Origin of the sequence: Paenibacillus sp. FSL H7-0350, from assembly GCF_038593195.1 — a bacterium.
Classification (GTDB): domain Bacteria; phylum Bacillota; class Bacilli; order Paenibacillales; family Paenibacillaceae; genus Paenibacillus_AQ.
The window spans coordinates 4,545,677-4,560,604 of record NZ_CP151972.1; the positions used below are offsets into that span (position 1 = coordinate 4,545,677).

The 14,928-nt window shown below is 54.1% G+C and carries 14 protein-coding genes, 1 pseudogene and 1 riboswitch; all 15 genes and pseudogenes read left to right on the top strand.

Annotated features, from left to right (window positions below):
• Window positions 1-41 precede the first annotated feature (41 nt).
• Window positions 42-791 (top strand): 1-(5-phosphoribosyl)-5-[(5-phosphoribosylamino)methylideneamino]imidazole-4-carboxamide isomerase, encoded by a 750-nt coding sequence (gene hisA, locus NYE24_RS20925; RefSeq protein ID WP_036690050.1) that lies wholly within the window; start codon window positions 42-44, stop codon window positions 789-791.
• 25 nt (window positions 792-816) lie between these two features.
• On the top strand, window positions 817-1,575 hold the full coding sequence (gene hisF / locus NYE24_RS20930; protein ID WP_036690052.1) for an imidazole glycerol phosphate synthase subunit HisF: 759 nt from the start codon (window positions 817-819) through the stop codon (window positions 1,573-1,575).
• A complete protein-coding gene (gene hisIE / locus NYE24_RS20935; RefSeq protein ID WP_342476554.1) occupies window positions 1,572-2,291 on the top strand; it encodes a bifunctional phosphoribosyl-AMP cyclohydrolase/phosphoribosyl-ATP diphosphatase HisIE in 720 nt (239 codons plus the stop codon). Before hisF ends, hisIE begins: the two co-directional genes overlap by 4 nt.
• Window positions 2,292-2,305: 14 nt before the next feature.
• Window positions 2,306-3,133 (top strand): histidinol-phosphatase HisJ, encoded by an 828-nt coding sequence (gene hisJ, locus NYE24_RS20940; protein ID WP_342476555.1) that lies wholly within the window; start codon window positions 2,306-2,308, stop codon window positions 3,131-3,133.
• Window positions 3,134-3,155: 22 nt separating this feature from the next.
• Window positions 3,156-4,103, top strand: a complete 948-nt coding sequence (locus tag NYE24_RS20945) for a ribose-phosphate pyrophosphokinase (RefSeq protein WP_036690058.1) — start codon at window positions 3,156-3,158, stop codon at window positions 4,101-4,103.
• Between the two features lie 203 nt (window positions 4,104-4,306).
• Complete coding sequence (locus NYE24_RS20950) at window positions 4,307-5,755, top strand: tetratricopeptide repeat protein (protein ID WP_076155983.1); 1,449 nt, start codon at window positions 4,307-4,309, stop codon at window positions 5,753-5,755.
• A 46-nt stretch (window positions 5,756-5,801) separates the two neighbouring features.
• On the top strand, window positions 5,802-6,755 hold the full coding sequence (gene trxB, locus NYE24_RS20955; RefSeq protein ID WP_076077056.1) for a thioredoxin-disulfide reductase: 954 nt from the start codon (window positions 5,802-5,804) through the stop codon (window positions 6,753-6,755).
• 49 nt (window positions 6,756-6,804) lie between these two features.
• Window positions 6,805-6,911: riboswitch (TPP riboswitch) on the top strand.
• Between the two features lie 151 nt (window positions 6,912-7,062).
• Window positions 7,063-8,730: pseudogene (gene thiC, locus NYE24_RS20960) on the top strand (phosphomethylpyrimidine synthase ThiC); the annotation flags it as partial.
• Window positions 8,731-8,925: 195 nt separating this feature from the next.
• Complete coding sequence (locus NYE24_RS20965; protein WP_036690062.1) at window positions 8,926-9,153, top strand: DUF1858 domain-containing protein; 228 nt, start codon at window positions 8,926-8,928, stop codon at window positions 9,151-9,153.
• A 14-nt stretch (window positions 9,154-9,167) separates the two neighbouring features.
• Window positions 9,168-10,430, top strand: a complete 1,263-nt coding sequence (locus NYE24_RS20970; protein WP_036690064.1) for a DUF438 domain-containing protein — start codon at window positions 9,168-9,170, stop codon at window positions 10,428-10,430.
• Between the two features lie 275 nt (window positions 10,431-10,705).
• On the top strand, window positions 10,706-11,656 hold the full coding sequence (locus tag NYE24_RS20975) for an ROK family glucokinase (protein WP_036690067.1): 951 nt from the start codon (window positions 10,706-10,708) through the stop codon (window positions 11,654-11,656).
• Window positions 11,657-11,701: 45 nt separating this feature from the next.
• Window positions 11,702-12,601, top strand: a complete 900-nt coding sequence (rapZ, locus tag NYE24_RS20980; RefSeq protein WP_036690069.1) for an RNase adapter RapZ — start codon at window positions 11,702-11,704, stop codon at window positions 12,599-12,601.
• Between the two features lie 57 nt (window positions 12,602-12,658).
• Window positions 12,659-13,600: a YvcK family protein gene (locus NYE24_RS20985; RefSeq protein ID WP_179090418.1), complete on the top strand. Its 942-nt coding sequence runs from the start codon at window positions 12,659-12,661 to the stop codon at window positions 13,598-13,600.
• An 18-nt stretch (window positions 13,601-13,618) separates the two neighbouring features.
• Complete coding sequence (gene whiA, locus NYE24_RS20990; protein WP_036690073.1) at window positions 13,619-14,548, top strand: DNA-binding protein WhiA; 930 nt, start codon at window positions 13,619-13,621, stop codon at window positions 14,546-14,548.
• Between the two features lie 97 nt (window positions 14,549-14,645).
• A complete protein-coding gene (locus tag NYE24_RS20995) occupies window positions 14,646-14,915 on the top strand; it encodes an HPr family phosphocarrier protein (protein ID WP_036690075.1) in 270 nt (89 codons plus the stop codon).
• The last annotated feature ends 13 nt before the right edge of the window (window positions 14,916-14,928 follow it).

A 14,928-nucleotide genomic window follows, 5' to 3' on the forward strand; every position in this document is an offset into this window, starting at 1 on the left:
CTGCCTGAATCACTAATTTGCAATGAAAGCGGGGAGTATTCATGTCTTCTTTTATCCTATATCCGGCGATTGATATCCGGGACGGCAAGTGTGTCCGGCTGCAGCAGGGTGATTATGCCCAAGAGACGATCTATAACGATAGTCCGGTAGAGGTGGCTAAATCATGGGAAGAGCAGGGCGGGCAGTATATCCATCTGGTGGATCTGGACGGAGCCAAAGCAGGCTGTCCTGTGAATGATGCCATTATTGGAGCTATTGCTAAGCATGCGAATGTTCCTGTACAGGTCGGCGGCGGTCTCCGTACACTTGCCGATGTCGAGAAGCTGCTGGGCCTCGGCGTCAGCCGGGTGATTATCGGAACGGCTGCCATCAATGATCAGACTTTTACAGAAGCGGTTCTTGCCAAATACGGCGACAAAGTTGCCATCGGTATCGATGCGCGTAACGGCTTCGTGGCAACCCACGGCTGGCTTAATACCTCGGAGGTGCGCGCGGAAGACCTGGCTAGAGAGCTGGCTGCCAAGGGCGCTGAGACTTTCATCTATACCGATATCTCCCGCGACGGGATGATGCAGGGGCCGAACGTGGAAGGCATTCTGTCTATGGCCAAGGCAAGCGGCCGCAGCGTAATCGCCTCCGGCGGCGTGACCAGCCTTAATGATCTGCAGCGCCTGAACGTACATAGCGGCAGCGGGATCGGCGGGGCGATTGTGGGCAAGGCGCTGTATACCGGCAATATTAATCTGGCTGAAGCGCTGCAGACCCTGGGTCAATCCTCTGGATTGCGGTAAGTCTATACTAAGGAGGGGTCTTGGCATGTTGGCGAAACGGATTATTCCCTGTCTGGATGTGAAGGACGGGCGTGTGGTAAAAGGTGTGAATTTTGTGAATCTGCGCGATGCCGGAGATCCGGTGGAGCTTGCTGCACTGTACGACCGCGAGGGAGCGGATGAGCTGGTATTCCTCGATATTTCCGCTTCTGTGGAAGGCAGGGCGACCATGATTGAGGTGGTGCGGCAGACGGCGGGTGAGATTGCCATTCCCTTCACGGTGGGCGGGGGCATCTCGACCTCTGATGATATGAAGCGGATCCTGCGTGCCGGAGCGGACAAGATCGGCATTAACACAGCTGCTGTAAATAACCCCCAGCTGATTCTGGAGGGGGCCCGTCACTTCGGCTCCCAGTGCATTGTAGTGGCGATGGATGCCAAATATAATGAGGCTTGGGGCGAATGGGAAGTGTATACGCACGGCGGACGTACGCCCACGGGTATCCGGGCCTTGAACTGGGCTAAGGAAGCTGAGCGGCTGGGGGCCGGCGAGATTCTGCTTACAAGTATGGACGCGGACGGGACCAAGGACGGCTTCGACCTGAAGCTGACAGCGGCGGTCAGCGACCTGCTGAGTATTCCTGTCATTGCTTCCGGCGGGGCCGGGAGAATTGAGCATTTCTATGATGTATTTACGGAAGGCCGGGCAGATGCCGGACTTGCGGCAACCATTTTTCACTATAAAGAGATTGCTATTCATGATCTGAAGGCTGATCTGAAGCAAAGAGGAGTAGAGATCCGATGAGCGAGGACAAGAAGGATATCGTACTAAGCCAGCAGGAGGCAGTGTCCGGCATCCGCTGGAATGAAGCAGGCCTGCTGCCTGCTGTCATTCAGGATGCGCGCACCCTGGAGGTATTAATGTTCGCCTATATGAATCCTGAGTCGCTGCAGCGCTCACTTACGAGCGGCCAGACCTGGTTCTGGAGCCGTTCACGCAGCGAGCTGTGGCATAAGGGGGGGACGTCCGGCAATACGCAGGCGATTACCTCGATCCATTACGATTGTGACAACGATACGCTGCTGGTGAAGGTAGTGCCGGAGGGTCCGGCCTGCCATACCGGGGAGAACAGCTGCTTCTTCCGCGAGATTCCGCTTGATTCACCGGCAACCGTAACTGACACTGCCGGGGCTGCCGTGAATGCTGCTGAAGCAGAGAGCGGCCGATTTGCGGTACTTGGTGAGCTGGAGCGTGTCATTGCCGAGCGTGAGGTGAACCGTCCGGGGGGAGCGTATACCACCTATCTGTTCGACAAGGGCGTGGACAAGATCCTGAAGAAGGTCGGTGAGGAAGCCTCCGAGACGATCATTGCCGCCAAAAACAAAGATAATGCCGAGCTTCGCCTGGAGGTCAGCGATCTGATCTATCACCTGCTCGTGCTGCTGCAGGAGCGCAAGCTTCCGCTGGATGAGATTCTGGAAGAGCTGAGCGCCCGCCATGAACGGCCGCGTCGGGATTAGGAGGAACTTTCAGCATGCACATCGATTATCATACCCATCATGAACGCTGCGGCCATGCGGTCGGGAAGCTGGAGGAGTATGTGCAGCGGGGCATCGCTCTGGGGCTTGAGCAGCTCGGGCTGTCGGATCATCTGCCGCTTATCCATGTCGACCCGGACCGCTACTATCCCGAGATGGCTATGCCTCTTGCGGAGCTTCCGCGATATGTGGAGGAATGCCTGTCGCTGAAGGAGCGCTACCGGGGCACGATTGAGCTGCGGGTCGGGCTGGAGGCGGATTATATTGAGGGGTATGAGGAACAGATCCGCGAGCTTTTGGCACCCTATCCGTGGGATTACCTGATTGGTTCGGTGCATTTCCTGGGAGAATGGGACATTACCGACCACCGGCAGACCCATGGCTGGGAAGGCCGGGATGTAATGGCGGTATACCGCCGTTATTATGATGCTGTACAGAAGTCGGCGTTATCGGGATTATATGATATTATAGGACATATGGACGTCATCAAAAGGTTCGGTTACGGCCCCCGGACGCCGGAGGACCTGGCGGAGGCCAGAGCGCTTGAGCTGGATACGCTGAAGGTCATCGCCCGCAGCGGAATCGCCATGGAGCTGAATGCTTCCGGGCTGACCAAGCCGTGCGCCGAGATGTTCCCGGCAGAGCATGTTCTTGTTCAGGCGCTTGCGCTGGGCATTCCGCTCACGGTTGGCTCTGATGCGCATGATCCCATGAAGCTGGGAGACGGCTTACCAGAGGCCCGGGACATGCTCTGGCGCACCGGCTTCCGCGAGCTGGCCGTTTTTGAAGGACGCCGCCGTACCAATGTGCCGTTAGCATTATAAATTATAATCCCAGGAGGGTACTATGCATCATCAATTACGGATTTTTTCCGGTTCGTCGAATCCGAAGCTTGCCGCTGATATTGCGGAGCGCCTTGGTGCGCCGCTTGGCCAGATCAAGCTGACCCGTTTCAAAAGCGGCGAGATTTATGTGCATTATGAAGAGAGCATCCGGAACTGCGACGTATTTTTGGTGCAATCCCTGGCTCATCCGATTAACGAGCTGTTTGTTGAGCTGCTGGTCATGATTGATGCCGCCAAGCGCGCATCGGCCAGAACGGTGAACATTATCGTTCCTTATTACGGGTACGCCCGGCAGGAGCGCAAATCAGCACCGCGTGAACCAATCTCGGCCAAAATGGTCGCCGATGTGCTGACCACCGCCGGTGCAACGCGCGTAATTACCATTGATCTGCATGCCGCAGCCATACAGGGATTCTTCAATATTCCGGTCGATCATCTGACCGCGCTTGATCTGATCAGCGGTTATCTGAAGGTGAAGGGTCTTACCGATCTGGTCGTGGTCTCCCCGGATGCGGGACGCGCATCCATGGCGGAGAAGCTGGCCAGCCGCCTGGATTCGCCGTTCGCCATCATGATTAAGAAGCGTCCGGCTCATAATGAATCGGTGATCACCCATGTCATTGGTGATGTGGAAGGCAGGACGCCGATCATTATCGAGGATCTTATTGATACCGGAACGACTATCGTCAATGTGGTGGAGGGCCTGAAGGAGCGGGGGGCGCGGAACAGCATCGTCTGTGCTACACACGGACTGTTCTCCGGAGATGCGCTTGCGCGGATGGACCATCCCAATATCGACGAGATTGTCATTACCGATTCCATTGCCCTGCCGGACGAGCATTCCAGCAGATTCGCAGTGCTCTCGGTAGCCCCCATGCTGGCGGAGGCCACGCGCATTATCATCGAGGGCGGTTCCATAGATAAGCTATTCAGAGACGCGGGGATTTAACTCCCGCGTCTTTTTTGTGAATGAGATGTGAGCAGGCCCTAAGGCTGTATTTTTCCAATCTTTTCACTCCCGTTAGCACTCTCTTGAGATTGAGAATCTCGTTGCCACATGTGGTATACTGTGTGAAGAAGACAGCCGAGACCATAAATGGAAACGAACAGGTAAGGCTAGGGAAGCTGACAAAAGGGAGGTGCCTTGCTTCCATGATTGAGAGAACTTCAGAGAATGTCGCGGAGAACAGTAACATCATTCCGGTCACTCTGGATGCCAATTTTTTCTTTGAAAGAGCCGTTCGGTCGCTGGACCGCTTTCAATATGATAAGGCATTAAGAAATTTTCGCAAAGCTGTTGAATATGAGCCGGATAATCCGGTGAATCATTGCAATATGGCGGGTATATTATCTGAGATGGGCAATTATACCGCATCTAACGAGATTCTTATCCATGTTCTGGAGAAGATCGACCCTGCTATGACGGAATGCCATTTCTATATGGCTAATAACTTCGCTAATATGGAAAGCTTTGAAGAGGCGGAGCGTTCGCTGGTCACCTACTTGGAAGAGGATGCTGACGGCGAGTTTATGACCGAATCCGAAGAACTGATGGAGCTGCTGCAATATGAGCTGAACCGGCCTGCTCCGCTGGTGCGTATCCGCAGCCGTGAGGGAGTCGTAGAGCATGACCAGGCGCGAAGTCTGCTGGAGGAAGGCAAGTTCCCTCAGGCTGTAGAGCTGCTAGAGGAGATCATTGCGAGCACCCCGGATTTTTTGGCTGCGCATAATAATCTGGCACTCGCCCATTTCTATATGGGCCGGTTCGCCAAGGCGAAGGAATGTCTGAATGAAGTGCTCAAGCAGGACCCTGGCAATCTGCACGCTCTGTGCAATATGGCCATCTTCCTGCAGTATGCAGGGGACAAGGGGCAGCTTGAGACGCTGCTGGGGATGCTTGAAGCAACGGTGCCGTTCCATCAGGAGCATGTATTCAAAATGGCCACAACCATGGGTATCCTGGGCCGGCACACCGCCGCTTACAGCCATTTCCGCCGTCTGCTGAAGGACGAGGAGGTCGCCGGAGACGCCGGGCTGTATCATTATTGTGCAGCGGCGGCAAGCAATAGCGGAAGACTTGATGAGGCGCTGCGCTGCTGGAGACAGGCAGCCAAGCTGGACCCAGCTTCCGCTGTCCCTGCGTTCTTCCTGTCCCAGCTCCAGCAGGCCCGTGCAGAAGGACATCCTATGCCTACTGTCAGCTATAATTATCAGCTGCCTTTCCAGGAGCAGCTGAAGCAGTGGAAGGGCAATACGGGCAGATTCACTGAAGAAGTGCGGAATAATCCTCTATTGCGTGCCTCGTTCTTCTGGGCGCTGCGCTACGGCGATTCTGCTACGAAGCTTCAGGTGACCGAGGCTCTCCGCTGGATTGAGGACGAGGAGATGTCTGAGGTGTTGCGCGGAGTTCTGGAGCAGGAGCCGCTGCAGGAGGACCGCCTGCAGGAGGCAGCATTGTTCAGCCTTCAGCGGCTGATCGGGGAGAACCTGAATGAAGCCGGCGGTTCGCCCGGCGAAGAGCAGGAGCCTGCGGCTGCTCCCGGACCCAAGGGGATACTGCCAGGAACCAGCGGCTTATCGCCGTCCACTACCCGTATTTGAAGCAATTGCTGTTGTAAGAACATCTACTTGTAAGGAGGCCAATGTAATGTACAAAACGATTGTAATCGGAACAGGCCCGGCCGGGCTGACTGCTGCCATTTATCTGGCGCGTGCGAACCTGAGCCCGCTGGTAATTGAAGGCTTGCAGCCTGGGGGACAACTGACAACGACAACAGAAGTGGAGAACTTTCCAGGCTTCCCTGAAGGGATTCTGGGTCCGGACCTGATGGACAATATGCGCAAGCAGGCAGAACGCTTCGGCGCTGAATTCAAGAACGGCTGGGTGGAGTCGGTGGACTTCTCACAGCGTCCGTTCAAGGTAACAGTGGACGGAATGGGTGTACTGGAAGCGGAGTCAGTCATTATTTCAACCGGGGCCTCTGCAAGATATCTGGGCATCCCGGGCGAGCAGGAGAATGTGGGCCGTGGGGTCAGCACCTGTGCGACCTGTGACGGCTTCTTTTTCCGTAATAAAAAGATTGTCGTCGTCGGCGGAGGTGACTCTGCCATGGAGGAAGCCAGCTTCCTGACCCGTTTTGCTTCCAGCGTAACGCTGGTTCACCGCCGTCCCGAGCTGCGGGCCTCGAAGATCATGCAGGACCGGGCGCGTGACAACAGCAAGGTAACCTGGGCCTTGAACCGCACACCGGTAGAAGTAACGGTAGGAGAGACCGGAGTGAAGGGTCTTACGGTGCTTAATAATGAGACAGGTCTGACAGAGCTGGTAGAGGCAGACGGTGTGTTCGTAGCGATTGGACACACACCGAACACAGCCTTCTTGGGCGGGCAGATCAATACGGATGCTAATGGCTATATCGTGGTGAATCCGGGTACCACCGAGACCAACATCCCGGGTGTATTCGCCTGCGGCGATGTGCAGGACACCCGTTACCGCCAAGCGATATCGGCAGCGGGAACCGGCTGTATGGCCGCTATGGATGCCGAGAAGTTTCTGGAAGGCACGATGGTGCACGACTGGAGCGAATCGCTGGACAAATAACGGGTTTACAACAATTACCCGCACAGGTAAAATGTACTTAATTAGATAAGATACCCACTAGGGGAGCCTGAATAGGCTGAGACGGGAAAATTGAATTTCCGGACCCTTGAACCTGATCTGGATCATACCAGCGTAGGAAAGTGGAGTCGGACCTTTTTTGAGTACAGTCTTATTTGGCTGTTTCTTTAATAAAGCCGCTCCAGGTGGAGCGGCTTTTTGACTTGCAGGAATCTATAGATTCTTCAGCTCAATCTGCTGCGTGACCTCTTATCTGATGAGTGTACAGAGCGAAGAGGAGGAGATTGAAATGACAGGAATGGGTAAAAACGAAGAGGTGGATCTTTCCGGATTCCCCGCAAGCCGTAAAGTGTATGTGGAGGGCTCACGCCCGGATATCCAAGTTCCGATGCGTGAGATCAGCCTTAGCAGAACCGAAGGCGTTGCCGGGGAAGAGGAGAATGCTCCGCTGCGTGTCTATGACACAAGCGGTATTTACACGGATGCCGCGGAAGAGACTGACATTCGGAGGGGGCTGCCGCCGCACCGTTCAAGCTGGATTGCGGAGCGTGGCGATTCGGAGGAGTACACCGGAAGAGCCGTCCGGCCGGAGGATAACGGAATCCGCAGACAAGGGGCTGCCGCCGAAGCTTGTCCAGGACTGCGCAGGAATCCCCAGCGGGCCTATACAGGCGGTAATGTAACTCAACTACATTATGCAAGGCAAGGGATTATAACACCGGAAATGGAGTATATTGCGATCCGCGAGAATACCCGGCCGGAGTTCGTACGGGATGAAGTGGCAGCGGGCCGTGCCATTATCCCGGCCAATATAAATCACCCGGAGAGTGAACCGATGATTATCGGCCGTAACTTCCTGGTGAAGATCAATGCGAACATCGGAAATTCTGCGGTCACTTCTTCTATAGAAGAGGAAGTGGAGAAGATGCGGTGGGCGACCCGCTGGGGGGCTGACACCATTATGGATCTCTCCACCGGTTCCAAGATCCATACCACCCGGGAGTGGATTATCCGCAATTCTCCTGTGCCGGTCGGTACAGTGCCCTTATACCAGGCGCTGGAGAAGGTGAACGGCATTGCCGAGGACTTAACCTGGGAGCTCTATCGTGACACGTTGATTGAACAGGCGGAGCAGGGAGTGGATTACTTCACCATTCATGCAGGGGTGCTGCGGCGCTATATTCCGCTGACTGCCCGGAGAATGACTGGCATCGTATCCCGGGGCGGATCGATTATGGCCGCCTGGTGCCTGGCTCATCAGCAGGAGAACTTCCTGTACACACACTTTGAAGATATATGTGAGATTATGAAGACGTATGATGTGGCCTTCTCACTTGGGGATGGCCTGCGTCCCGGCTCAATCGCCGACGCCAATGACGAAGCTCAGTTCGCCGAGCTGGAGACGCTGGGAGAACTGACCCTACTAGCCTGGAAGCACGATGTTCAGGTCATGGTTGAAGGTCCGGGGCATGTGCCGCTGCACAAGATTAAGGAGAATATGGACAAGCAGCTTGAGATTTGCCGGGAAGCTCCTTTCTATACGCTTGGGCCGCTGACTACGGATATTGCACCCGGCTATGATCACATCACTTCGGCCATCGGAGCCGCGATGATCGGGGGGCTCGGCACGGCGATGCTGTGTTACGTTACCCCTAAGGAGCATTTAGGCCTGCCTGACAAGAATGATGTGCGCGAAGGCGTCATTACCTACAAAATTGCTGCACATGCTGCAGACCTTGCCAAGGGACATCCGGGAGCGCAGGACCGTGACGATGCGCTGTCCAAGGCGCGGTTCGAGTTCCGCTGGCGCGACCAGTTCCATCTTTCCCTCGACCCGGAAAGAGCGCTCGCGTATCATGACGAGACCCTGCCGGCGGAGGGGGCGAAGCAGGCGCATTTCTGTTCGATGTGTGGTCCTAAGTTCTGCAGCATGCGGATTTCGCATGATATCCGTAATTCCCATAGATGGAGCAAATCACTCTAACTTAGCTGCTAATACAGCGGAATCGTAACATTCTCAGACTATCTCCCAAGCTGAAAGGCTTGCGGGGATAGTCTTTTTATAGTTAGTGATTACAATCACAATTCACCTCTGCACCCTATGCTAAGCTATTGCCTGAGAAGAATTCTCATTAGTGAGGTGTGCAAAAGGATGAGCAAAGCGTTGAAGCTGGATGAATCGGTCTTTGAGCTGGTAACCAGGCACCCGGAAATTGTTGAGATCATGGTGGAGCTGGGTTTTCGTGATATTGCAAAGCCTGGAATGCTGCAGACTGCAGGACGATTCATGACCCTGTCCAAAGGAATGAAATTAAAGAAAATAGAGCTAGAAACCGTTCGGCTGGCCTTTCAGCAGCATGGTTTCGAGATTATAGAATAGAAGGAGAGATTACGATGAGCGAACTGATTAATAACCGCGAGGTCGATATTCCGGAACAGACACGCCGCCAGGCTATGCTGAGAGAGATCATCAAGGAGCTGCATGCGGGCAAAAGCGTGGAGGAGGTTAAGGCACGATTTGAAGAGGCGGTAGGCGATGTTACGGTGGAGGAAATCTCCGCCATGGAGCACTCCCTAATGACCGAGGAAGGCATTCCGGTAGAGGAAGTACAGCGCCTCTGCTCCGTGCATACGGCGATTTTCAAAGGCTCGATTGAACAAATTCACCGTTCTTCTAAGCCCGAGGAGCAGCCCGGTCATCCCGTGCATACGTTCAAGCTGGAGAACCGCGAGATCGAGCGTCTGGTCAACTTCCGGCTGGAGCTGCATGCGGATAAGTTCAAGAAGAACGCCAGCGATGAGATTATTTTCAAACTGCTGGAGGACCTGAGTCTGCTGCTGGATCTCGACAAGCACTACAGCCGCAAGGAGAATCTCCTGTTCCCTTACCTGGAGAAGTACGGTATATACGGTCCTACGAAGGTAATGTGGGGAGTCGATGACGGAATCCGCAATATGATCAAGGAAGCCAAGAAGGCGCTTAGCGCCTATAACGGGGACAGCGGGCAGATTACAGCCGCACTTGAAGAGATTATTAAGGAAGTCAATGAAATGATCTTCAAGGAAGAGAATATTCTGCTACCGATGGCGCTGGATAAGCTGACTGAGGATGAGTGGGTCAAAATCGCCCGCGAAAGCGATGAAATCGGCTTCTGCCTGACTGCGCCGGATCAGGAATGGGTACCGGAACGTGCGGCGGAGCCTGAGGGCGCTGATGTTCCGGCGGAAGAAGGGGAAGGTCTGTCCCCCCAGGGCTTCATCCGGTTCGAGACCGGGCTGTTGTCGCTCCACCAGCTTGAGACGCTGATGAATCATCTGCCGGTGGATCTCACCTTTATCGATGAGAACGATGTCGTCCGCTACTTCTCGCATGGCAAGGAACGGATCTTCGCCCGGACGAAGGCTGTCATCGGCCGCACCGTGCAGAACTGCCATCCGCCGCAAAGCGTGCATGTTGTTGAGAAGCTGCTGGCGGATTTCAAGGCCGGAGTGAAGGATGCTGAGGATTTCTGGATTAACATCAAGGATAAATTCATCTATATCCGCTATTTCGCCGTGCGGGATGCAGACGGCCGTTATATGGGGACGCTGGAATTCACCCAGAATATCGCACCGATCCGTGCCCTTGAGGGCCAGAAGCGGATTTTGTCGGAATAGCAGTAATACGTCCGGTGCCTTACAATAGAAGAGAATGAACGGACTTTCTTGCCTGCCTGGTGAGAAAGTCTTTTTGTTAAAAAATAAGAATTTATATGTTTTGGGGTTATGTTATGCGGGTTGCCGCCGGGCTGAAGCTGCCAGTGAGCGTTCCGGCCAGCTTCCTCAAGCCCATTGCCCCGGGTGTATCGCCTTTCCTTGACCGCAGGGGAGGCTTCTATTATAGTGGGTACGTAGGATTAACTATTTTAGCATAGAAAAAGGTGGCTTGTAACATGTCTGAACATATCTACGTTGGCGTGGATTTAGGTGGTACCACGATTAAGGTTGGAATCTGTAATGCCGAGGGAAGCCTGCTGCACACTTACGAAGGTCCGACAGGGACTGCGGATGGCGTCGATGCTGTCATCGATAATATCGAGAAGTATGTACGCCAGATTGTGGAGGACTCTCCGTACTCCTGGGACCAGTTGGCTGGTGTGGGTGCGGGACTGGCCGGATTTACGAATATTCGTGAAGGTATCATCATCCTTGCGCCCAACATAGGATTTAGAGATGTGCCGATCCGCTCCATTCTGGAGGGTCGTCTGAACAAGCCAGTCAAAATAGACAATGATGCTAACGTGGCTGCACTGGGCGAAGCCTGGAGCGGTGCAGGGCGCGGCATAGAGAATTGTGTCTGCTATACGCTCGGTACGGGTGTCGGCGGCGGTATTATTATTAATGGTAAGGTGTATCAGGGCTTTGCCGGTCTTGCCGGCGAGCTGGGACATATCTCTGTGGTGCCCGATCTGGAAGCGATCCAGTGCGGCTGCGGGAACATGGGCTGTTTGGAAACCGTTTCCTCAGCGACAGGCATTATCCGCATGGCGAATGATGCTGTAGCACGCGGGGACCGGACCTCCTTGTCCACCGTTGAAAAAATCGCTGCGAAGGAAGTATTCGATGCCGCTAAGGCAGGCGATGAGGCTGCGCTGCGTATTGTGAACCGGGCGGCCTTCTACCTGGGCAAATCGATGGCTTCCGTTGCAGCGGTTCTGAACCCAGAAGTATTCATCGTCGGTGGCGGAGTCTCCAAGGCAGGCGATATTCTGTTCGATGAAGTCCGCCGGGTGTTCGCTAAGCTGGCGCCTGCCCCTCTGCAGACCGGTGTTACGATTGTACCTGCAGCACTTGGCAATGACGCCGGTATTATTGGTGCGGCAGGGCTGCTGCTGCGTTCTTAAAAGACTGGAATTATTCATATACTAATTATAGGGAGGGATGCTGTAATGACTGACCTCGAGCAAACCCTGCCCGCCCATGCCACCCTGATTATCATTACAGGCATGTCGGGTGCGGGCAAGACGATTGCCGTGCAGAGCCTGGAGGATCTGGGGTTCTTCTGCGTGGACAATCTACCGCCTGTGCTAATCCCGAAATTCGCTGAGCTGATTGAGCAGTCCAAAGGTAAAATCGCCAAGGTCGCGCTGGTCATCGACCTCAGGGGGCGGGAATTCTTCACCGCCTTGTCGGAGTCTTTGGCCTATATCAAGGACGAGTCAACGATCGGGTGTGAGATCCTTTTCCTGGATGCCACAGATTCAGTGCTTGTACAGCGTTACAAGGAGAGCCGGAGGCATCATCCGCTTGCTCCTAAGGGCATGCCGCTGGACGGCATCCGCATGGAGCGCCAGATGCTGGAGGAACTGAAGAATTCAGCTACTCTGTGTCTGGATACCAGCAGCATGAAGCCGGTGCAGCTCAAAGAAAAAATAGTGTCACGCTTCTCCCACCTCGGGAAAAGCACCCTCTCGGTTAACATTACTTCGTTTGGATTCAAGTATGGAATTCCGATTGATGCTGACCTGGTGTTCGACGTCCGCTTCCTGCCTAATCCACATTATGTGGATCAGCTGCGGCCTAAGACAGGCCAAGACAACGAGGTGTACGACTATGTAATGAAATGGCCTGAAACGCAAGAATTTCTGACCAAGCTGCTAGATATGCTTCAATTCCTTATTCCGCAATACCGCAAGGAAGGCAAATCCCAGATTATTATCGGCATCGGCTGTACAGGCGGCAAACACCGCTCGGTAGCCATCGCCGAATACCTGGGCAAAATGCTGGGAGTTAGCGAGACGGAAGCGGTAGCAGTCAGCCATCGGGACTCCGAACGCGACCGGCATTGATGAGAGAAGGGATGATTAGTGGCTGAAGAACAAGGACAGCGTCCGAAGATCGTCGTGATGGGCGGCGGGACCGGACTCTCCGTGATGCTCCGGGGGCTGAAAGAGAAGCCGCTGGATATCACGGCGATCGTAACTGTCGCAGATGACGGGGGAAGCTCCGGGATTCTGCGCAGTGAGCTGCAGATGCCGCCGCCCGGGGATATCCGCAACGTACTTACAGCTATGGCTGACGTTGAGCCTCTGATGGCGCAGATTATGAAGTACCGCTTCAGCAGCGGAGAAGGCTTAGCCGGACATAGCCTGGGCAATTTGATTCTGGCTGCACTGACCGACATCTCCGGGGATTTCGTTACAGCAGTCCGAGAGCTGAGCCGGCTGTTCGCCGTTCGCGGCCGGGTGCTGCCTGCGGCCGGAGAGGCGGTAATCCTGCATGCCGAGATGGCGGATGGGACGCTGATTACCGGCGAATCCAAAATTCCGGAGGCAGGCGGCGTCATTAAGCGCGTGTTCCTGGAGCCTGTGGATGTAGAGCCGCTGCCGGAGGCGCTGGAGGCTATCCGCAACGCAGATGCTATTCTGCTTGGTCCGGGCAGTCTGTACACCAGCATTCTGCCGAATCTGCTGGTGCCGAAGCTGGCAGAGGCCGTAGTGGCTTCAGAGGCGATTAAGATTTTTGTATGCAATGTGATGACCCAGCCGGGCGAAACGGATAATTATACAGTTAATGACCATCTTCAGGCCGTATATGACCACATCGGGCTGCATCTGTTCGATTATGTAATCGTGAATGACGGGGAGATCCCGGAGCAGGTTCAGCTTAAATACGCCGAGAAGGGCGCCCGCCCGGTGCAGCTTGACCGTGAGGCTGTGGATGGCAACGGGTATAAGGTGATTGCCGACAAGCTGGTATTATTCAAAACCTATTTGCGGCATGATACAGATAAGCTCAGTCACCATATTTTCCAGCTGGTGAAGGATTGGATTGACAGAAAGAGTTAAATGAAAGAGGTGAGCCCCTTGTCTTTTGCGGCCCTTACCAAAAAAGAGCTGACGATGGTCGAGAGCCCGCCCTGCTGCGAGAAAGCGGAAATGTCAGCGCTGATCCGAATGAACGGTTCGGTGCAGCTTTCAAGCAAAAAGGTGGTTCTCGACATTTCGACGGAGAACGCCGCGATTGCAAGGCGGGTATATTCTTTGCTTAAGAAATATTACCAGGTCCATATCGAGCTGCTCGTGCGTAAAAAAATGCGTTTGAAGAAGAATAACGTCTATATTGTAAGAATTCCGAACCAGGTCCAGGAGATCCTTAAGGATCTGCGGATTGTCTCTGAAGGTTTTATTTTCACGGATGGGATTGATGAGGAGATTGTCGGCAAGAATTGCTGCAAGCGTGCCTATCTGCGCGGAGCCTTCATGGCAGGCGGTTCAGTCAATAACCCGGAGGGCTCTTCGTACCACTTGGAAATCGCTTCCATGTATGAGGAGCACTGCAAGGCGCTCGTTGAGCTGGCTGGTGAATTTCACCTGAATGCCCGCTGTATAGAACGCAAAAAAGGCTTCATCCTATACATCAAGGAAGGCGAGAAGATCATCGAGTTCCTCAGTCTGATCGGCGCTCATCAGGCGCTGTTCAAATTCGAGGATGTGCGGATCATGCGCGATATGCGCAACTCGGTCAACCGGATTGTGAACTGCGAAACGGCCAATCTGAATAAGACGATCAGTGCGGCGGTACGCCAGATTGAGAACATCAAGCTGCTGCAGCGCGAGGTGGGTCTGGAAAGTTTGCCGGATAAGCTGCGGGAGGTTGCCGAGATCAGATTGGCTCACCCGGATATTAACCTCAAGGAAGTCGGGGATATGCTGGGCGGGACGGTCAGTAAATCGGGTGTTAACCACCGTTTGCGCAAAATTGATGAGCTGGCGGACAAGGTCCGCGGCGGCTGATTATTTTTTTTCTAGTGCGGTATGCGTTATAATGATATAATATTATAAAATTAATGTGAAATTTTTGGGCAGATCTCAAATAGGGGGTAAGCGTTTCATGACAAAGCACCCGGTAGTTGTTCGGTTGAAGACGGGGCTCCATGCTCGGCCGGCAGCATTGTTTGTGCAAGAAGCTAATAAGTTTTCGTCGGAGATTTTCGTGGAAAAAGACGATAAAAAAGTGAACGCCAAGAGTATCATGGGCATTATGAGCCTTGCGATCAGTTCCGGTACGGAGATTCATATCAGCGCAGATGGTGCAGACGCGGAACAGGCTGTAACCGCTTTGACCAGTCTGGTAAGCAAGGAAGAGCTTGAGAATCAATAAATGCTACATGGTC